This window comes from Pseudomonas sp. BNK-7 (assembly GCF_048072025.1).
In the GTDB taxonomy this organism is placed as follows: domain Bacteria; phylum Pseudomonadota; class Gammaproteobacteria; order Pseudomonadales; family Pseudomonadaceae; genus Aquipseudomonas; species Aquipseudomonas danubii.
The window spans coordinates 2,094,551-2,113,113 of record NZ_CP182252.1 but is presented as its reverse complement, the minus strand read 5'-3'; the positions used below and the strand labels follow the sequence as shown (position 1 = coordinate 2,113,113).

16 protein-coding genes are annotated in these 18,563 nt (G+C 62.7%); 7 read left to right on the top strand and 9 right to left on the bottom strand.

Annotation, left to right across the window (positions count from 1 at the left end):
- Positions 1 to 14 precede the first annotated feature (14 nt).
- A complete protein-coding gene (locus ACMGF8_RS09750; RefSeq protein ID WP_115581617.1) occupies positions 15 to 1,295 on the top strand; it encodes a glycosyltransferase family 4 protein in 1,281 nt (426 codons plus the stop codon).
- Here the strand turns inward: ACMGF8_RS09750 and ACMGF8_RS09745 are convergent.
- The 3 genes from ACMGF8_RS09745 to ACMGF8_RS09735 all read right to left on the bottom strand — a co-directional run bounded on the left by ACMGF8_RS09745 (position 1,292) and on the right by ACMGF8_RS09735 (position 3,672).
- Positions 1,292 to 2,395 carry an NADH:flavin oxidoreductase gene (locus ACMGF8_RS09745; protein WP_102861171.1) on the bottom strand — a complete coding sequence of 368 codons (1,104 nt, stop codon included), beginning with the start codon at positions 2,393 to 2,395 and terminating at the stop codon, positions 1,292 to 1,294. The genes ACMGF8_RS09750 and ACMGF8_RS09745 overlap by 4 nt on opposite strands.
- Before the next feature lie 186 nt (positions 2,396 to 2,581).
- The gene (locus ACMGF8_RS09740; protein ID WP_102861170.1) at positions 2,582 to 3,064 is read right to left on the bottom strand and encodes a glutathione peroxidase; all 483 of its coding nucleotides are present in this window, start codon (positions 3,062 to 3,064) and stop codon (positions 2,582 to 2,584) included.
- 122 nt (positions 3,065 to 3,186) lie between these two features.
- Complete coding sequence (locus ACMGF8_RS09735) at positions 3,187 to 3,672, bottom strand: FKBP-type peptidyl-prolyl cis-trans isomerase (RefSeq protein WP_102861169.1); 486 nt, start codon at positions 3,670 to 3,672, stop codon at positions 3,187 to 3,189.
- Here ACMGF8_RS09735 and ACMGF8_RS09730 point away from each other — a divergent pair.
- From ACMGF8_RS09730 to ACMGF8_RS09720, 3 genes are read left to right on the top strand one after another with little or no spacing between them, the layout of a single operon-like run.
- Entirely contained in the window at positions 3,641 to 3,979 is a 339-nt protein-coding gene (locus ACMGF8_RS09730; protein WP_102861709.1) for a DUF3565 domain-containing protein, read from the top strand. The two genes, ACMGF8_RS09735 and ACMGF8_RS09730, sit on opposite strands and share 32 nt — an antisense overlap.
- A gap of 57 nt (positions 3,980 to 4,036) precedes the next feature.
- Complete coding sequence (gene pta, locus ACMGF8_RS09725; protein ID WP_102861168.1) at positions 4,037 to 6,136, top strand: phosphate acetyltransferase; 2,100 nt, start codon at positions 4,037 to 4,039, stop codon at positions 6,134 to 6,136.
- Positions 6,137 to 7,042, top strand: coding sequence for an acyltransferase (locus ACMGF8_RS09720; RefSeq protein WP_207167073.1), 906 nt, complete (start codon positions 6,137 to 6,139; stop codon positions 7,040 to 7,042).
- Positions 7,043 to 7,162: 120 nt separating this feature from the next.
- On the opposite strand, the gene cysN is transcribed toward ACMGF8_RS09720, so the two are convergent.
- The 3 genes from cysN to ACMGF8_RS09705 form a co-directional block, all read right to left on the bottom strand.
- Positions 7,163 to 9,061, bottom strand: a complete 1,899-nt coding sequence (cysN, locus tag ACMGF8_RS09715; protein ID WP_102861166.1) for a sulfate adenylyltransferase subunit CysN — start codon at positions 9,059 to 9,061, stop codon at positions 7,163 to 7,165.
- Positions 9,062 to 9,070: 9 nt separating this feature from the next.
- Entirely contained in the window at positions 9,071 to 9,988 is a 918-nt protein-coding gene (gene cysD / locus ACMGF8_RS09710; protein ID WP_102861165.1) for a sulfate adenylyltransferase subunit CysD, read from the bottom strand.
- A 236-nt stretch (positions 9,989 to 10,224) separates the two neighbouring features.
- Positions 10,225 to 10,983: a Nif3-like dinuclear metal center hexameric protein gene (locus tag ACMGF8_RS09705; RefSeq protein ID WP_207815808.1), complete on the bottom strand. Its 759-nt coding sequence runs from the start codon at positions 10,981 to 10,983 to the stop codon at positions 10,225 to 10,227.
- A 102-nt stretch (positions 10,984 to 11,085) separates the two neighbouring features.
- On the opposite strand from ACMGF8_RS09705, the gene algW reads away from it, so the two are divergent.
- From algW to ACMGF8_RS09690, 3 genes are all read left to right on the top strand, one after another.
- Complete coding sequence (gene algW / locus ACMGF8_RS09700; RefSeq protein ID WP_102861163.1) at positions 11,086 to 12,240, top strand: Do family serine endopeptidase AlgW; 1,155 nt, start codon at positions 11,086 to 11,088, stop codon at positions 12,238 to 12,240.
- Positions 12,241 to 12,325: 85 nt separating this feature from the next.
- A complete protein-coding gene (locus tag ACMGF8_RS09695) occupies positions 12,326 to 14,431 on the top strand; it encodes a TonB-dependent siderophore receptor (protein WP_416759422.1) in 2,106 nt (701 codons plus the stop codon).
- Between the two features lie 12 nt (positions 14,432 to 14,443).
- Entirely contained in the window at positions 14,444 to 15,172 is a 729-nt protein-coding gene (locus ACMGF8_RS09690; protein WP_102861161.1) for a DUF4198 domain-containing protein, read from the top strand.
- 89 nt (positions 15,173 to 15,261) lie between these two features.
- Here the strand turns inward: ACMGF8_RS09690 and hisC are convergent, their stop codons facing one another.
- From hisC to hisG, 3 genes are all read right to left on the bottom strand, one after another.
- A complete protein-coding gene (gene hisC, locus ACMGF8_RS09685) occupies positions 15,262 to 16,314 on the bottom strand; it encodes a histidinol-phosphate transaminase (RefSeq protein WP_102861708.1) in 1,053 nt (350 codons plus the stop codon).
- 2 nt (positions 16,315 to 16,316) lie between these two features.
- On the bottom strand, positions 16,317 to 17,645 hold the full coding sequence (gene hisD, locus ACMGF8_RS09680; protein WP_047283941.1) for a histidinol dehydrogenase: 1,329 nt from the start codon (positions 17,643 to 17,645) through the stop codon (positions 16,317 to 16,319).
- 154 nt (positions 17,646 to 17,799) lie between these two features.
- Positions 17,800 to 18,435: an ATP phosphoribosyltransferase gene (hisG, locus tag ACMGF8_RS09675; RefSeq protein ID WP_016968619.1), complete on the bottom strand. Its 636-nt coding sequence runs from the start codon at positions 18,433 to 18,435 to the stop codon at positions 17,800 to 17,802.
- Positions 18,436 to 18,563: the final 128 nt, after the last annotated feature.

Sequence of the window (18,563 nt, the reverse complement as noted above, 5' to 3'; positions counted from 1 at the left end):
GTCACAATGACGACATGGCCTCAGTCGACACTGAGGTCATGACGACAGCTCTGCACATCACCCTCATCACTGAAACCTTCCCACCGGAAATCAATGGCGTGGCCAATACCCTTGGCCGCCTGTGTGATGGCCTGCGTGCCCGTGGGCATCAGGTGGAACTGGTGCGTCCGCGCCAGGGTTGTGATCAGAGCCGTCCCAGCGACGAGGCCCTGATGCTGTGCCGCGGCTGGCCGCTGCCGGGATACCCGGGGCTGCAATGGGGCCAGTCGTCGATGCATAAACTGCTGCGACGCTGGAAACGCCAACGCCCGGACGTGCTCTACATCGCCACCGAGGGCCCGCTGGGGCTGTCCGCGCTGCGGGCGGCGAAACGTCTGGGAATTTCGGTGGTCAGTGGCTTCCATACCAACTTCCAGCAGTATTCCAGCCAGTACGGCCTGGGTTTGCTGACGCGCTTGCTGACCCATTACCTGCGCTGGTTCCACAACCGTTCGAAGCTGACCCTGGTGCCCAGCGCCAGTCAGCGCCTGGAGTTGGAGCGTCGGCACTTCGAACGCCTGGCCCTGCTGTCCCGTGGCGTCGACAGCCAACTGTTCCATCCGGCCAAACGCCTCAATGAGCTGCGCACCCGCTGGGGCCTGGGCAACGATGATCTGGCGGTGATCCATGTCGGGCGCCTGGCCCCGGAGAAGAACCTGAGCCTGCTCAAGCGCTGCTTCGAGCAGCTCAAGGCCACTTATCCACAGCGGAAGATGAAACTGATCGTGGTGGGTGACGGCCCACAACGCGCCGCCCTGGAGAAAAGCCTGCCCGAGGCCCTGTTCTGTGGCAGTCAGCGGGGTGAAGCCCTGGCGGCCCATTACGCTTCGGGGGATGTGTTCCTGTTTCCCAGTCTTACGGAAACCTTCGGCAATGTGGTGCTGGAAGCCCTGGCTTCCGGGCTGGCGGTGGTGGCCTACGATCAGGCCGCGGCAGCCCAGCATATCCGCCATGGCTACAACGGCGTGCTGGCCATGCCCGGGGATGAAGGCGCGTTCTGTGAGGCCGCCGGCTGGCTGCTGGAGGAGGCGGAAACCCTGCGCCGGGTACGTCTCAACGCCCGGCAACACGCCAGCCGCCAGGGCTGGCCGGCCGTGATCGCACAGTTTGAGGATCAGTTGCGCAGTGTCTGCCAGCCAGCACCGGTCGTGGATTACGAAGGGATGATCGAAGCGGCGCTGGAACCACGCAGCGCCACAGAGACACTTGGTGCGGCAAGGAGGCTGCCCCCCTCACCGCCCGGGGCCAGAAGTTAGACCAGGGTCGTCAGTGCTTCACGGCTGAACGGCAGGATGTCCTGCTCACGGCCTTCACGGACTTTCTGCGCCCAATCCGGGTCCACCAGCAGCGCCCGACCCACGGCCACTAGGTCGAACTCGTCGTTGTTCAAGCGCTGCAGCAGGTTTTCCAGGCTGGCCGGCTGCGCCACCTTGTCGGTGTTGACCATGAACTGCAGGAACTCGCCGTCCAGGCCGACGCTGCCCACGGTGATGGTGGGTTTGCCGGTGAGCTTGCGGGTCCAGCCTGCCAGGTTCAGGTCCGAGCCTTCGAACTCCGGCTCCCAGAAGCGTCGCGTCGAACAGTGGAAGATATCCACACCTGCATCTGCCAACGGCTTGAGAAAGGCGCCCAGAGCTTCCGGGGTCTGCACCAGACGCGCGCTGTAATCCTGCTGCTTCCACTGGGAGAAACGCAGGATGATCGGGAAATCCGGGCCGACGGCAGCCCGCACCGCCTGGATCAACTCGATGGCGAAACGCGAGCGCTGCGCCAGATCGCCGCCGTATTCGTCGGTGCGCTGGTTGGTGCCCTCCCAGAAGAACTGATCCACCAGGTAACCGTGGGCACCATGGATTTCCACACCGTCCATGCCGATGCTCTGGGCATCCTTGGCGGCCTGGGCAAAGGCTGCGATCACTTCCTGGATGTCCTGGTGGGTCATGCCGTGCACCAGCACCTTGCCGTCCTTGAGCTTCTCGGTCGGGCCATAGCCGGGCACGCTGGCGTCCGGCTCGGTGCCCAGGCGCCGCACATTACCCACATGCCACAGTTGCGGAACGATCTTGCCACCTTCGGCGTGGACCGCATCCACCACCTTCTTCCACCCGGCCAGGGCCGCCTCGCCATGGAACTGCGGCACATTGGGGTAACCGTTGGCGGCCTGGTGCCCCACCGTGGTGCCTTCGGTGATGATCAGGCCGACACCCGCAGCAGCGCGGCGGCGGTAATACTCGATGACCTTGGCGTTGGGCACGCCACCCGGAGAAAACGAACGGGTCATCGGCGCCATCACTACGCGGCTCGGCAGCTCCAGCGCGCCGAGTTGAAAGGGTTTGAACAAGGCTTGAACAGGCATGCTGCACTCCGACAAAAAGGCTCGAGTCGATACTCGACGCACAAGACTGCGCCGGGTACCTGCCCCGGCGCACTTATGATGAGGATAATATGGCCCCCTCACAGTGCTGCACAGCATTATTGATTTGAGTGATTTAGATGCAAAAACGCCGCATTGCAGCGGCGTGAAAGAGGGGCCCGGCAGTGCTTAGCTCAGGGCTTTTTCGATGGCCTGGACCACAGTCGGATCATCCGGAGCGGTACGGGGCGAGAAACGCGCCAGTACCCGACCGTCCTTGCCCAACAGGAATTTCTCGAAGTTCCAGGTGATATCCCCGGGAAACTCCGCGCCCTCGCCCGCCAGCAAACGGTACAGCTGATGACGCTCGGGACCGTTCACGTCCAGTTTGCTGCTCAAGGGAAAAGTCACCCCGTAGTTGAGGCTGCAAAACTCCTGGATCTCCTGCTCGGTGCCCGGTTCCTGCCCGGCGAACTGGTTGCAGGGCAACCCCAGCACGCTGAATCCCTGGGCCTTGTATTGCTGGTAGAGATTCTCCAACGCCGCATATTGTGGTGTCAGACCACATTTGGAGGCGACGTTGACCACCAGCACGACTTGCCCCTTGAAGGGCGCGAGCGGCAGCTCCTGACCATCCAGGGCTTTCAATTTAAGGTCGTGAAAAGCACTCATGACGAACTCCAAATTCCTGTGTTCTTACAGAAAAACAGCCTCTCGACAGTACAGCCAAAAGCCGCGGACTAAAAAGGCGCCCTCGGGCGCCTCTCCAGTAAGCTTGAGCTTAGCGCAGAAAATCAGTGGTGATGGCCACCTTCGCCATGGACGTGACCATGAGCGACTTCTTCCTGGCTGGCATCACGGATGGCAACGATCTTGACCTGGAAGTTCAGGCGCTGACCGGCCAACGGGTGGTTGCCGTCTACGGTCACGTCGTCACCGTCCAGATCACGGATGGTCACGATCTGCATCTGGCCGTCCGGAGCGGACGCGTGGAACTGCATGCCCACTTCCAGTTCGTCGACGCCTTCGAACATGCTGCGGCTCAGGGTGCTGACCAGTTCGGCAGCGTATTCGCCGTAGGCATCTTCAGGTTCCACGGAGACGTTCAGTTCGTCACCGACTTGCTTGCCTTCCAGAGCCTTTTCCAGACCAGGAATGATGTTACCTGCGCCTTGCAGGTAAACCAGCGGGGCGCCGCCGGCAGAGCTGTCGATGACCTCACCAGCATCGTTGGTGAGGGTATAGTCGATGGAGACAGCCTTATTGGCGGCGATCAGCATGGGGCGGGACCTTTTGCATAAGAATGAAGAAAGGGCAAGTTTAGCGAAGCAATCGCTCGAAAGCGAACGGAACCCGGACCAACGGAACGTGAAAAATCACTCGACAATCTGCGGTTTCCATCAGGACGAAGAGGGTCATTGGGTGGCCGAACTGTCCTGTGGGCATACCCAGCACCTGCGCCACTTGCCGCCCTGGCAATCCCGGGCCTGGGTACTGGACCCGCAGTTGCGGGCGGAAAAAATAGGCCAGCGCTTTGACTGCGGCTGGTGTGCTCAAGCACCGGATAACGATAACCTTAGCGCCTGACGACCAGGCAGACGGCTGCAGACCGTCGCCTTTGCCATGCACCTTCTGAGAACTCGCATGCAAACTTTTTTTATCGCGCCCACCGATTTTGGTGTGGGTCTGACCTCCATCAGCCTCGGGCTGGTGCGTACCTTGGAACGGGCCGGCCTCAAGGTCGGCTTTTTCAAGCCCATTGCCCAGCCCCACCCCGGTGATACCGGCCCCGAGCGCTCCACCGAGCTGGTAGCCCGGACCCACGGCCTGAAGCCGCCACAACCCCTGGGCCTGGCCCATGTGGAGCGAATGCTCGGCGATGGCCAGCTGGATGAATTGCTGGAGGAAATCATCACCCTCTACCAGCAGGCCGCCATCGGCAAGGACGTGCTGATCGTCGAAGGCATGGTGCCGACCCGCAGCGCCAGCTACGCCGCCCGGGTCAACCTGCACCTGGCCAAAAGCCTGGATGCCGAAGTGATCCTGGTCTCTGCTCCGGAAAACGAAGTGCTCACCGAGCTGTCGGGACGGGTCGAGCTGCAGGCGCAGTTGTTCGGCGGCCCGCGAGACCCGAAAGTGCTGGGGGTGATCCTCAACAAGGTGCGTACCGACGAAAGCATGGAGGCGTTCTCCGCCCGTTTGAAGGAGCACTCGCCCTTGCTGCGCAGCGGCGACTTCCGCCTGCTGGGCTGCATTCCCTTCCAGCCGGAACTGAACGCACCGCGCACCCGCGACGTAGCCGACCTGATGGGCGCCCAGGTGCTCAATGCCGGGGACTATGAAACCCGGCGCATGACCAAGATCATCATTTGCGCCCGCACCATGCGCAACACCGTGGAACTGCTCAAGCCCGGCGTACTGGTGGTGACCCCGGGGGATCGCGACGACATCATCCTCGCCGTGAGTCTCGCGGCGATCAACGGTGTGCCCCTGGCCGGCCTGCTGCTGACCAGCGACACCCTGCCCGACCCGCGCATCATGGATCTGTGCCGTGGTGCCCTGAACGCCGGCCTGCCGGTACTGTCGGTCAGCACCGGGTCCTACGACACCGCCAACCAGCTCAATGGCCTGAACAAGGAAATCCCCATCGATGACCGCGAGCGCGCGGAAATCATCACCGACTTCGTCGCCAGCCACCTGGACGCCAACTGGCTGCACCAGCGCTGCGGCACTCCGCGGGAAATGCGCCTGTCGCCGGCGGTGTTCCGCTATCAGTTGATCCAGCGGGCACAGGACGCCAACAAGCGTATCGTCCTGCCCGAAGGCAGCGAACCCTTGACCGTACAGGCCGCCGCCATCTGCCAGGCCCGGGGCATCGCCCGTTGTGTACTGCTGGCCAAGCCAGAGGAAGTGCATGCGGTAGCCCGGGCCCAGGGCATCGAGTTGCCCGAAGGCCTGGAGATTCTCGACCCGGACCTGATTCGCGAGCGCTACGTGGAGCCCATGGTGGCCCTGCGCAAGAGCAAGAGCCTCAACGCCCCCATGGCCGAGCAGCAACTGGAGGACCCGGTGGTGATCGGCACCGTGATGCTGGCCCTGGATGAGGTGGATGGCCTGGTATCGGGGGTCATCCATTCCACCGCCAACACCATCCGCCCGGCCCTGCAACTGATCAAGACCGCCCCGGGCTGCACCCTGGTGTCCTCGGTCTTCTTCATGCTGTTCCCCGAGCAGGTGCTGGTCTACGGCGACTGCGTGATGAACCCGCACCCCAGCGCCAGCGAACTGGCGGAGATCGCCCTGCAGAGTGCCGACTCGGCGGCGGCGTTCGGCATTACCCCAAGAGTGGCCATGATCAGCTACTCCAGCGGCGACTCGGCCAGCGGCGAAGAAGTGGAGAAAGTCCGCGAGGCGACCCTGCTGGCCCATGAAGCCCAGCGTTCGCTGTTGATCGACGGCCCGCTGCAATACGACGCCGCGGCCAACGAAAACGTCGCCCGGCAACTGGCCCCCAACAGCCAGGTGGCAGGCAAGGCCACGGTTTTCGTGTTCCCCGACCTGAACACCGGCAACACCACCCACAAGGCCGTGCAACGCAGTGCCGATTGCGTGAGCCTGGGGCCGATGCTGCAAGGCCTGCGCAAGCCTGTTAACGACCTGCCTCGGGGCGCCCAGGTGGATGACATTGTCTACACCATCGCCCTGACCGCGATTCAAGCCGCCAACCGACCCATGGATGTCTAAATGCTGGAATTCCTACCTGCCGCCGTGCGCGGGATCATCGCTTCGATCCTGCTGGCGCTGAACACCATCCTGCTGTGCTCGTTCCTGTTCTGCGTGGCGATCTGCAAGGCCCTGCCCTTCGCCCTCACCCAGCGCTTCACCCACTGGCTGATGAACCACACCCACGAAGCCTGGATCAGCAATAACAAGGCCTGGATGCAGCTGGTGTGCCGCACCCGCTGGCACGTAAAAGGCCTTGAAGGCCTGGATTACCAGCACTCCTATCTGGTCACCAGCAACCACCAGAGCTGGGTCGACATCATGGTCCTGCAGTACGTGCTCAACCGCCGCATCCGCCCGCTGAAGTTCTTCCTCAAGCAGGAGCTGATCTGGGTGCCGGTGATTGGTCTGGCCTGGTGGGCCCTGGGCTTTCCGTTCATGAAGCGCTACTCCAAGGCCTACCTGGAAAAGCATCCGGAGAAAAAGGGCAAGGACCTGGAAACCACTCGCAAGACCTGCGCGAAGTTCCGCAACAACCCGGTGGGGATCTTCAACTTCGTCGAAGGCACGCGCTTCACCGAAGGCAAGCATGCCCAGCAACAGTCGCCGTTCCGCTACCTGCTCAAGCCCAAGGCCGGCGGCATCGCCTTTGTCCTGGATGCCATGGGCGAGCAATTGCAATCGATCATCGATGTGACCATCCACTACCCCGCTGGCCGGCCCGGTTTCTGGGACCTGCTGTGCGGCAGGGTCAAGGAGGTGGTGGTGCGCTTTGAGGAAGTGCAGATTCCACCGCAGTTCATTGGCAAGAATTACGAGCAGGACACGACCTATCGCCAGGCATTCCAGGGCTGGATCAACCAGCAGTGGCTGGACAAGGACGCGCTGCTGGAAGAACTGCATCGCGAGTATCCGGCAAAGCCCTGAGGGCCTGTTCGCTGGCAGGCCAGCGCCTGCGCAGCTGCACCGTCCTGGCCGGCTGACGCTATCTGCAGTGCACAAAAAAGCCCGCAGCCGATCACTCGGCTGCGGGCTTTTTGCTACGGCTTAGATCACGCCGCGGCCACGCAACAGGTCCAGCACCTGCTTGACGCTCTCTTCCACCGACAGCGCCTGGGTGTCGATCACCAGATCGGCGTTGAGCGGAACGTCATAGGGGAAGGACTCGCCCGGGATGTTGTCCCCAGCGGCAGCGTACAGGCCTTGAGGATCACGCTCAGCGCACACCGCAGGCGATGCCTGGACATACACCGTCAACAGACGATCCTTGCCGATCAGGTCCTTGGCCTGCTCGCGCCCTTCGGCACTCGGCGCCACGAACGCGGCCAGGGTCAGCAGGCCAGCTTCGTTGAACTGCCGGGCCACGTGAGCCGCACGGCGCCAGTTCTCGGTACGCCCGGTACGATCCTGTGGCAGGCCCTTGTTCAGGTCGTGCCGCAGGTTCTGGCCATCGAGCACATACACCGCACGGCCCATGTCGAACAGCTTGCGTTCCACCGCGTAGGCCAGGGTGCTCTTGCCCGCGCCCGACAGGCCGCTGAACAGCACGGTGGCCGGTTGCTGGCCGAAGCGCTGGGCACGCTCCTCGGTGGCCACATGAGCCAGCTTGCCATGGTGGGTGGCGCTGCCATGGGCCACTGGCTGGGCGATGATCATGCCGGCGCCGACGGTGCCGTTGGTCAAGCGGTCGATAACGATGAAAGCACCGGTGGTGCGGTTGCTCTCGTAGCCATCCAGGGCAATCGGCGCGTCGAGGCTGATCTTGACCTTGCCGATCTCGTTCAGTTGCAGCGCGCTGGCCGCGCCCTCTTCCAGGGTGTTCACATCGATCTTGTGATTGATGCTGGCAATCGAACCCGGCACATAACTGGTGGCGCGCTTGATGTCGTACTTCTTGCCCGGCAGCATCGGTTCTTCAGCCATCCACACCAGCATGGCTTCGAAGCTGTCGGTGACCGGCGGCACGTTGTCGGCATGCACCAGCAGGTCGCCGCGGGAGATGTCGATCTCGTCTTCCATGGTCAGGGTCACGGCCTGGCCTGGACCGGCCTGCTCCAGCTCGCCCTCGAAGGTGACGATGGACTTGACCCGGCTGCTCTTGCCCGACGGCAGCACCACGACTTCGTCGCCCTTGTGCACGATGCCGCTGGCCAGGGTGCCGGCAAAACCACGGAAGTTCAGGTTCGGACGGTTGACGTACTGCACCGGGAAACGCAGGTCGGTGAAGTTGCGGTCACCGGCCACTTCCACAGTCTCGAGAATTTCCATCAGCGACTGGCCGGTGTACCAGGGCGAACGCTCGCTCTTGTTCACCACGTTGTCGCCCTTGAGGGCCGACATTGGCACAAAGTGCAGGCTGGTGGGCTGGATCTTCAAACCCTGGGCAAACTTCAGGTAGTCGGCCTTGATCGACTCGAACACACCTTCATCGAAGTCCTTGAGGTCCATCTTGTTGATGGCCACGACGATGTGCTTGATGCCCAGCAGGGAGGCGATGAAGCTGTGACGACGGGTCTGGGTCTGCACACCGTAGCGGGCGTCCACCAGGATGATCGCCAGGTCACAGGTGGAAGCACCGGTGGCCATGTTGCGGGTGTACTGCTCATGGCCGGGGGTGTCGGCGATGATGAACTTGCGCTTGGCGGTGGAGAAATAACGATAGGCGACATCGATGGTGATGCCCTGCTCGCGCTCGGCCTGCAAGCCATCGACCAGCAACGCCAGGTCGATGTCGTCACCGGTGGTGCCGACCTTCTTCGAATCCCGGGTAATGGCTTCCAGATGGTCTTCGTAGATCATCTTCGAGTCGTGCAGCAGACGCCCGATCAGGGTGCTCTTGCCGTCGTCGACGTTACCGCAGGTGAGAAAGCGCAGCAGCTCTTTGCGTTCGTGCTGGCCCAGGTAAGCGAGGATGTCCTCGCTGATCAAATCAGATTGATGCGACATGACAGCCCCTTAGAAATAACCCTGACGTTTTTTATCTTCCATCGAGCCGGCGCCATCGTGGTCGATGACCCGACCCTGGCGCTCGGAAGTTCGCGTCAGGAGCATTTCCTGGATGATGTCCGTCAGGCTCTCGGCCTCGGACTCCACCGCGCCCGTCAACGGGTAGCAGCCAAGGGTACGGAAACGCACTTTCTTCTTGACGATGCGGGCTTTCTCTTCATCGGACAGATGCTCGAGGATGCGCTGGTCATCGATCATGATCAGGGTGCCGTTCTTCTCGATCACTTCACGCTCGGCGGCGAAGTACAGCGGCACGATCGGGATGCCTTCCAGGTAGATGTACTGCCAGATGTCCAGCTCGGTCCAGTTGGACAGCGGGAACACGCGGATCGACTCGCCCTTGTTGACCTTGCCGTTGTAGACGTTCCACAGCTCGGGGCGCTGGTTCTTCGGGTCCCAGCGGTGCTTGCTGTCGCGGAACGAGTAGACGCGCTCCTTGGCGCGGGACTTCTCTTCATCGCGACGGGCACCGCCGAATGCGGCGTCGAAACCGTACTTGTCCAGAGCCTGCTTGAGGCCCTCGGTCTTCATGATGTCGGTGTGCTTGGCACTGCCGTGGGTGAACGGGTTGATGCCCTGGGCCACGCCATCCGGGTTGACGTGGGTGATCAGGTCCAGGCCCAGTTCCTCGACCATGCGATCGCGGAACTTGTACATTTCCTGGAATTTCCACTGGGTATCGACGTGCATCACCGGGAACGGCAGCTTGCCGGGGAAGAACGCCTTGCGGGCCAGATGCAACATCACGGCGGAGTCTTTACCGATGGAGTACAGCATCACCGGGTTGTCGAACTCGGCGGCCACCTCGCGGATGATGTGGATGCTTTCCGCCTCCAGCTGTTTCAGATGCGTCAGTTTGTCGACCATGGCTACTCACGAAAGCTTTCTTATGGACGGCCAGCGGGCCGTGTTCGAGCGGGGCATGCTAGCACAGCGACCTGCTTCTAATCAGGACGCCAACTAGAACGAAACGGTATATGAATATACCGCTCCGTTAGCCCCCAAACGCCCCCTCTATAGGAGCTGGCTTGCCAGCGAAGGCGCTTGCAAGCGCACTTCAGGGCTGAAGATCTTTTTGCCGGCAAGCCGGCTCCTGCACGGGGTCAGATCGGGTTGGGGCAGTCGATGAACAGATGCTCCAGGGCGAAGCGCCGGGCCAGGTAGTCGCCCAGGGCCTGGACGCCGTAACGCTCAGTGGCGTGGTGACCGGCAGCAATGAAGCTGATGTCGTTTTCCCGGGCGCTGTGGAAGGTCTGTTCCGAAGCCTCACCACTCAGGTACAGGTCAACGCCGGCCTGGACCGCCTGGTCGATGTAGCCCTGGCCGCCGCCGGTGCACCAGCCGACCCGACGGATCATCTCGCTGCCTTCGATCAGCAAGGGTTCGCGGCCCATCATTTCTTGCACCCGCCGGGCAAAGTCCCGCGCCGTCATGGGTTCGCTGAGGGAACCGACCAGACCGACGACCTTGGGGTTCTCCGGGTCCAATGGGCCTTCCACGGTGATATCCAACTGCCGGGCCAACTGCACGTTGTTGCCCACCTCCGAGTGCAGGTCCAGGGGCAGGTGATAGGCCAAGAGGCTGATGTCGTGCCTGAGCAGGGTTTTCAACCTACGCTGCTTCATTCCGGTGATGCAGGGGTTCTCGCCTTTCCAGAAGTAGCCGTGATGCACCAGCACCAGATCGGCCTTGGCCTCCACGGCTGCGTCCAGCAACGCCTGGCTGGCGGTCACGCCACTGACGATGCGCATCACCTGCGGGCGTCCTTCGACTTGCAAGCCATTGGGGCAATAGTCGGCGATACGTGAACTGCCCAGGTAGCGGTCCGCTTCTTCCACCAGTGTGCTCAGGGCAACGGCCATAAAAGACTCCTAAATATCCCGTTCAGAGGCGCGCGCGGCCTCGTATAATGCGCGACATTATGGGCCGTGCGCAGCCCTTCGTAACCACCCAGGACTTGCTCAATGCTCAAGGCTCTGCGTTTTTTTGGCTGGCCGCTACTGGCCGGCGTGCTTATCGCGTTGTTGATTATTCAGCGTTATCCGCAATGGGTCGGGCTACCCAGCCTGGACGTCAACCTGCAGCAAGCTCCGCAAACCACCAGTACCCAGCAGGGGCCAGTCTCCTACGCCGATGCGGTACTGATTGCCGCGCCCGCGGTGGTCAACCTGTACACCACCAAAGTGATCAACAAACCCGCGCATCCGCTGTTTGAAGACCCGCAGTTCCGGCGTTTCTTCGGCGACAACCTGCCCAAGCAGCAGCGCATGGAGTCAAGCCTGGGTTCCGGGGTGATCATGAGCCCCGAAGGCTACCTGCTGACCAACAACCACGTGACCTCCGGCGCCGAGCAGATCGTGGTGGCGCTCAAGGATGGCCGTGAAACCCTGGCAAGGGTCATCGGCAGCGATCCGGAAACCGATCTGGCGGTACTCAAGATCGACTTGAAAAAACTGCCTTCGATCACCGTCGGCCGCTCGGAAAGCGTCCGTGTCGGTGATGTCGCCCTGGCCATCGGCAACCCGTTCGGGGTCGGCCAGACCGTGACCATGGGCATCATCAGCGCCACCGGGCGCAACCAGTTGGGCCTGAACAACTACGAAGACTTCATCCAGACCGATGCCGCGATCAACCCAGGCAACTCCGGTGGCGCACTGGTAGACGCCAACGGCAACCTGACCGGGATCAACACCGCCATCTTCTCCAAGTCCGGCGGTTCCCAGGGCATCGGCTTCGCGATCCCGATCAAACTGGCCATGGAGGTGATGAAATCGATCATCGAGCATGGCCAGGTGATCCGGGGCTGGCTGGGCATCGAAGTGCAGCCGCTGACCCAGGAGCTGGCAGAGTCCTTCGGCCTGGCCGGGCGGCCTGGAATCGTGGTGGCCGGGATCTTCCGCGACGGTCCGGCGCAGAAGGCCGGTATGCAGCTGGGTGATGTGATCCTCAGCATCGACGGCGAACCCGCCGGCGATGGTCGTCGTTCGATGAATCAGGTGGCGCGGATCAAGCCGACGGACAAAGTCTCGATCCAGGTCATGCGCAACGGCAAGGAACTCAAGCTGACCGCAGAAATCGGCCTGCGTCCACCGCCCGCACCGGTCAAAGAAGAAGAGTGAATGTGCGCCCGGCCATGCCGGGCTAACAACATACATTCTCATCAGTCATGTTATATTGTTTCAATATTGCTATTGGAACAGCCCGATGACGTCCCGAAAAATCCTCCCCTTGGCAGGCCTGACCCTGGGCCTGCTGGCAGACCCGCTGCTTGCCGAAGAACCGCAGTCGCTGGAACTTGAAACCACCCGCATCACCACCGAATACGAGTCTGCCAGCGGCCCGGTCAAAGGTTACCGGGCCACTCGCTCGGCCAGCGCCACCAAGACTGACACGGCAATCCGCGATATCCCGCAGTCCATCAGCGTGATCCCCGCCAGCGTGCTCAAGGACCTGGGCAGCAGTAACGTCGAGCGAGCCCTGGAGTTCGCCGGCGGAGTCTCCAAGCAGAACAACTTCGGCGGCCTGACCCTGTATGAATACAGCGTGCGCGGCTTCACCACCTCGGAGTTCTACAAGGACGGTTTCAGCGCCAATCGCGGTTATCCCAGCACCCCGGATGCGGCCAATATCGAACGCATCGAAGTGCTCAAGGGACCGGCGGCCAGCCTTTATGGCCGGGGCGATCCCGGCGGCACGGTGAACATCGTCACCAAGAAACCTCAGCCCGAAGCCTTCGCCACCCTGCAGACCAGCGCCGGCAGCTGGGACCGCTACCGCACCGCCCTGGACCTCAACACCCCGCTGGATGACCAGGGCAACCTGCTGTCCCGGGTCAACCTGGCGGTGGAGGACAACCACAGCTTCCGCGACCATGTGGACAGCCGCCGGTTGTTCGTCGCCCCCTCCTTCAGTTGGCAGCTGAACCCGGACACCAGCCTCTTGGTGGAGAGCGAGTTCGTGCGCCACAGCTCGACCTTCGACCGCGGCATCGTCGCGCCCAACAATCGCTGGAGCGGCGTCTCGCGCTCGACCTTCCTCGGTGAACCCAACGACGGCAACATCGACAACCACAACACCATGCTCCAGGCCGCCCTGGAACATCACCTCAACGACAGCTGGAAGCTGCGCCTGGCCAGCCACTACAAGGAAGGCAAGTTGTGGGGCTTTGCCTCGGAAACCCGCCCGTTGAATGCCGACCAGCACACCGTCAACCGGCGCTATCGCGAGCGCGACAACAACTGGTACGACAGCATCACCCAACTGGAACTGCGCGGCCTGTTCGACATCGGCAGTTGGCAGCACGAACTGCTGATCGGCAGCGAATACGAGAACTACCGCAAGAACGAGCGGGTCACCACCATCGCCGGCGGCGCCTACGCTGTCGACATCTACGACCCGATCTACGGCCAGGCCAAGCCCAACGGCAAACGTTCCGGCACGGACTTTTTCGAACATGTCGAAAGCCAGGCCCTCAACCTGCAGGACCAGATTGTCTTCAACGACCGCTTGCGCGGCATGCTCGGCGCCCGCTTTGAACACTTCGAGCAACGGATCGACGACCACACCACCGGCAAGCGCAGCCGCCAGAGCCACGACGCCCTGACCCAGCGCGCCGGCCTGCTCTATCAACTGACTCCGCAGTTGGGCCTGTTCGCCAACGCCTCCACCTCGTTCAAGCCCAACAACGGGCTGGATGCGGCCGGCAAGACCTTCAAGCCCGAGGAAGGGGTCGGTTATGAAGTGGGGATCAAGAGCGAGCTGTTCGACGAACGCCTGAGCGCCACCCTCGCCGCCTTCCATATCGACAAGGAAAACGTCCTGGCCCTGGACCCCGGCACCGACTCCAGCCGCGCCGTGGGCAAGGCCCGCAGCCAGGGCTTCGACGTGCAAGTGACCGGCCAGTTGAGCGATGCGGTGCGGGTGATTGGTGCCTATGCGCTGATCGATGCCGAGGTCACCAAGGGTGATCGGGCGATCCCCGCCGGCAGTCGCATACTCGGCGTGGCCAAGCACAGTGGCAGCCTGTTGGGCGTCTATGAGTTCCAGGACGGACGACTCAAAGGCTCGGACGTCGGCGCCGCCCTGACCTACGTCGGCGATCGCTCGGGCGAGGCCGGAGGCCGCTTCGAGTTGCCCGCCTACCGCACCCTGGACTTGCTGGCCCACTACAAGGCCAGTGACAACCTGACCCTGGGCCTGAACCTGAACAACCTGTTCGACGAGAAGTACTACGAGCGCTCCTACAGCAACTACTGGGTCACGCCCGGCGAGCCGCGCAACTTCACCGTCAGCCTGACACTCAACCTGTAGCCGGAAATCGCCATGCACAACCTCAAATCAATCGCCCTGCTGGGCCTGCTCGCCACCCTGGGTACCACCCAGGCCTCGGCCCACGGTCTGTGGACCGAACAGCGCCGCGGCAATATCGAAGTGATCTACGGCCACGGCGCCGAAGACGACGCCTTCAAGGCCAAGAAGGTCAGTGGTGCCTGGGCCTACGACGCCGCAGCCAGAATGATTCCGGTGAGCGTGCAACGCCTGGCCGACCACGCGCGCCTGCAACCACTCAAGCCAGCGGCGGTGCTGGCCGTGGCGCTGGACAACGGTCCGTGGTCGCAAACGGCGGACAAACGCTGGGTCAACCAGGGGCGCAGCAAAGTCCCGGGGGCCATCGCCTCGACCCACACCTTCAAGTACAGCCTGGCGATCTATCAAGCGGGGGCGAAGCTGCCCAAGCTGGAACAGCTCAAGCTGCTGATCCTGCCGGAAGTCGACCCGCTGACCGTGGGCCAGGGCAATAGCCTGCCGGTACGGGTACTGCTGGATGGGCAGCCCGTGGCTGGGGTCAAGTTGATCGGCGACTACCGCAATGCACCGAGCACCCTGAGCACCGAAACCGATGCCCAGGGACGCGCTCAAGTGTTGGTGAGAAATGAAGGCTTGAACGTGATTGCCGCAGAGCTTGAAGTGCCGCTCAAGGACGACCCGGATGTGGCTTCACGCGGCCTGTTCAGCTCCCTGACCTTCCTCGGCGAGCCGCACCACGAGTGAGAGCAGCCGGTGGCTGCAGCTACAAGCTTGTAGCTGCAAGCCAGAGGCTCCAAGCATTGGCTCTGGGCTTCTAACTTGCAGCTTGCGGCTTAAAGCTGCCCCAACCCGTCGATCAGCGCCTGATTCTGCTCCGGCGTGCCGATGCTGATGCGCAGGAATTGGGCAATCCGTTCCTGCTTGAAGTGACGCACGATCACCCCTTGCTCACGCAGCTTGGCCGCCAGGCCGGCTGCGTCGTGCTGGGGGTGGCGGGCAAAGATGAAGTTGGCCGCCGACGGCAATACTTCAAAACCCTTGGCCTGCAACTGCGCCACCACCCACTCACGACTGTCGATCACCAGCTGGCAGGTCTTGGCAAAGTACTCGCGGTCCTCGAAGGCCGCCGCTGCACCCACAATGGCCAGGCGATCCAGAGGGTAGGAGTTGAAGCTGTTCTTGATCCGCTCCAGGGCCTCGATCAGGTCCGGATGCCCAACCGCCAGGCCCACTCGCAAGCCGGCCAGGGAGCGCGACTTGGACAGAGTCTGGGTCACCAGCAGGTTGGGGTAACGGTCCACCAGGCTGATGGCAGTCTGGCCACCGAAGTCGATATAGGCCTCGTCCACGACCACCACCGAATCCGGGCTGGCCAGGAGGATCTGCTCCACCGCGTCCAGGGCCAGCAGGCAACCGGTGGGCGCATTCGGGTTGGGGAAGATGATCCCGCCGTTGGGCTGGGCGTAGTCGGCCACACGAATCTGGAACTGTTCGTCCAGGGGCACCGCCTGGTAGTCGATGCCGTATAGACCGCAGTACACCGGGTAGAAGCTGTAGCTGATGTCCGGGAACAGCAGCGGCTTATCCTGCTGCAGCAGGCCATGGAAAATGTGCGCCAGGACTTCGTCGGAACCGTTGCCAAGGAACACCTGATTGCCCTGCACCCCGTAATAGCGGGCCACCGCCTGCTTGAGCAGGTCGCTGTTGGGATCGGGATACAGGCGCAGGTTGTCGTTGAGCTCGGCCTGCATCGCCGCCAGGGCCTTGGGCGACGGGCCATAGGGGTTTTCGTTGGTGTTGAGCTTGACCAGCTTGGTCAGCTTGGGTTGTTCGCCCGGCACGTAGGGCACCAGGTTCTTGACGAACGGACTCCAGAATTTGCTCATGTTCATTGCCCCTGATCTTGGTCGTCGACGATGCGGTATTCGGCGCTGCGGGCGTGGGCGGTCAGCGACTCGCCACGGGCCAGCACCGAGGCGGTCCGGCCCAGCTCGGACGCACCCTGCTCGGAGCAGAAGATGATCGACGAGCGTTTCTGGAAGTCATACACCCCCAGCGGTGAGGAGAAACGCGCAGTACCGGACGTCGGCAGCACGTGGTTCGGCCCGGCGCAGTAATCGCCCAGCGCCTCGGAGGTGTGACGGCCCATGAAGATCGCCCCGGCGTGGCGGATCTGCGGCAGCCAGGCTTGCGGGTCGGCCACCGACAACTCCAGGTGCTCGGGGGCAATGCGGTTGGCCACGTCCATGGCTTGCTGCATGTCGCGAACCTGGATCAGCGCACCACGGCCATTGATCGAGGTGTTGATGATTTCCGCGCGCTCCATGGTCGGCAGCAGCTTGGCGATGCTCGCCGCCACCTTGTCCAGGAACTCGGCGTCCGGGCTGACCAGGATTGCCTGGGCGTCTTCGTCGTGCTCGGCCTGGGAGAACAGGTCCATGGCGATCCAGTCCGGATCGGTCTGGCCGTCACAGACCACAAGGATCTCCGACGGACCGGCGATCATGTCGATCCCGACCTGGCCGAACACATGGCGCTTGGCCGTGGCCACATAGATGTTGCCCGGGCCGACCACCTTGTCCACCTGGGGCACGCTTTCGGTGCCGTAGGCCAGCGCGGCCACGGCCTGGGCGCCACCGATGGTGAACACCCGGTCAACCCCGGCGATGCAGGCAGCGGCCAGTACCAGCTCGTTGACTTCACCACGGGGGGTCGGCACCACCATCACCACCTCGGTCACGCCCGCCACCTTGGCCGGGATCGCGTTCATCAGCACCGATGACGGGTAAGACGCCTTGCCCCCCGGTACATACAGGCCGGCGCGGTCCAGCGGCGTGACCTTCTGGCCCAGCACCGTGCCGTCGGCTTCGGTGTAGCTCCAGGAGTCCTGCTTCTGCTTCTCGTGGTAGCTGCGCACCCGCGCCGCGGCCTTCTCCAGGGCTTCGCGCTGGGCCACGGTGATTCGGGTCAGGGCCAGTTCCAGGCGCTCGCGCGGCAGGATCAGGTCGGCCATGGAGGCCACTTGCAGGCCGTCGAAACGCTGGGTGAACTCCACCAGCGCCGCATCGCCGCGCTCGCGCACGGCCTTGATGATGTCCAGCACCCGCTGATTGACCGAATCGTCAGAGACACTTTCCCAGCTCAGCAGATGATCCAGATGACGGGCGAAATCCGGGTCGGCAGCGTTGAGTCGGCGAATTGCAGTCGGAGCGGTCATAGCGAAGGCCTCAATGATTGGCGAGTGCACAAAAGGGCAAGCTTGGATTTGCAAAGCTCAGGCGCCGCAAGACTACCAAGCCATCCGCGTGGGCACCTGAGCATTCTGGCTATGACGCGGATAGATGGGCGCGGCTCAAGGCCACGCATGTGAATCAGCCGCGGTGTCGCGATTCCACTGCCTTGCGCAGGGTATCGATCAACGCCTGGATACGGGCGTGCTGCATCTTCATCGATGCCTTGTTGACCACCAGGCGGGAGCTGATGGTAGCGATCAGTTCCTGGGGCTCCAGACCGTTGGCCCGCAGGGTGTTGCCGGTGTCGACCACGTCGATGATCTTGTCCGCCAGACCGATCAGCGGCGCCAGCTCCATCGAGCCGTAAAGCTTGATGATGTCGACCTGACGGCCCTGTTCGGCGTAGTAACGCTTGGCCACGTTGACGAACTTGGTGGCAACGCGCAGGCGCCCCTTGGGTTCGACGGCGCCAATCGCACCGGCAGTCATCAGCTTGCACTGGGCAATCTGCAGGTCCAGCGGTTCGTACAGGCCCTGGCCGGAGTACTCCATCAGGACGTCCTTGCCGGCCACCCCGAGGTCGGCGGCGCCATGCTCGACATAGGTCGGTACGTCAGTGGCACGCACGATCAGCAGGCGAACGTCGTCCTGGGTCGTGGGGATGATCAGTTTGCGGCTCTTGTCCGGATTCTCGGTTGGCACGATGCCCGCTTCAGCCAGAAGCGGCAGCGTGTCGTCGAGGATACGGCCCTTGGACAGTGCGATGGTCAACATGAGTAACGTAAGTCCTTATGCGGCGACTGATGCCCGGACGCAAACGGCGCCAGACATGCGTCGAGCCTGAAGACAGGCTCGACGTGGAACTGATTCAGCGTTGGGCACCTCCCTGTGCCCGTCATGCT

Bases quoted from the DNA above. Each gene is read 5' to 3' on its own strand.
- ACMGF8_RS09750 (WP_115581617.1), top strand. From the start codon at position 15: ATGGCCTCAGTCGACACTGAGGTCATGACGACAGCTCTGCACATCACC.
- ACMGF8_RS09705 (WP_207815808.1), bottom strand. From the start codon at position 10,983: ATGGCCGTTGCCCTGAGCACACTGGTGGAAGAAGCGGACCGCTACCTG.
- hisG (WP_016968619.1), bottom strand. From the start codon at position 18,435: ATGTTGACCATCGCACTGTCCAAGGGCCGTATCCTCGACGACACGCTG.
- ACMGF8_RS09695 (WP_416759422.1), top strand. From the start codon at position 12,326: ATGACGTCCCGAAAAATCCTCCCCTTGGCAGGCCTGACCCTGGGCCTG.
- cysD (WP_102861165.1), bottom strand. From the start codon at position 9,988: ATGGTCGACAAACTGACGCATCTGAAACAGCTGGAGGCGGAAAGCATC.
- ACMGF8_RS09740 (WP_102861170.1), bottom strand. From the start codon at position 3,064: ATGAGTGCTTTTCACGACCTTAAATTGAAAGCCCTGGATGGTCAGGAG.
- ACMGF8_RS09720 (WP_207167073.1), top strand. From the start codon at position 6,137: ATGCTGGAATTCCTACCTGCCGCCGTGCGCGGGATCATCGCTTCGATC.
- hisC (WP_102861708.1), bottom strand. From the start codon at position 16,314: ATGAGCAAATTCTGGAGTCCGTTCGTCAAGAACCTGGTGCCCTACGTG.
- ACMGF8_RS09735 (WP_102861169.1), bottom strand. From the start codon at position 3,672: ATGCTGATCGCCGCCAATAAGGCTGTCTCCATCGACTATACCCTCACC.
- ACMGF8_RS09690 (WP_102861161.1), top strand. From the start codon at position 14,444: ATGCACAACCTCAAATCAATCGCCCTGCTGGGCCTGCTCGCCACCCTG.
- ACMGF8_RS09730 (WP_102861709.1), top strand. From the start codon at position 3,641: ATGGAGACAGCCTTATTGGCGGCGATCAGCATGGGGCGGGACCTTTTG.
- hisD (WP_047283941.1), bottom strand. From the start codon at position 17,645: ATGACCGCTCCGACTGCAATTCGCCGACTCAACGCTGCCGACCCGGAT.
- ACMGF8_RS09745 (WP_102861171.1), bottom strand. From the start codon at position 2,395: ATGCCTGTTCAAGCCTTGTTCAAACCCTTTCAACTCGGCGCGCTGGAG.
- pta (WP_102861168.1), top strand. From the start codon at position 4,037: ATGCAAACTTTTTTTATCGCGCCCACCGATTTTGGTGTGGGTCTGACC.
- cysN (WP_102861166.1), bottom strand. From the start codon at position 9,061: ATGTCGCATCAATCTGATTTGATCAGCGAGGACATCCTCGCTTACCTG.
- algW (WP_102861163.1), top strand. From the start codon at position 11,086: ATGCTCAAGGCTCTGCGTTTTTTTGGCTGGCCGCTACTGGCCGGCGTG.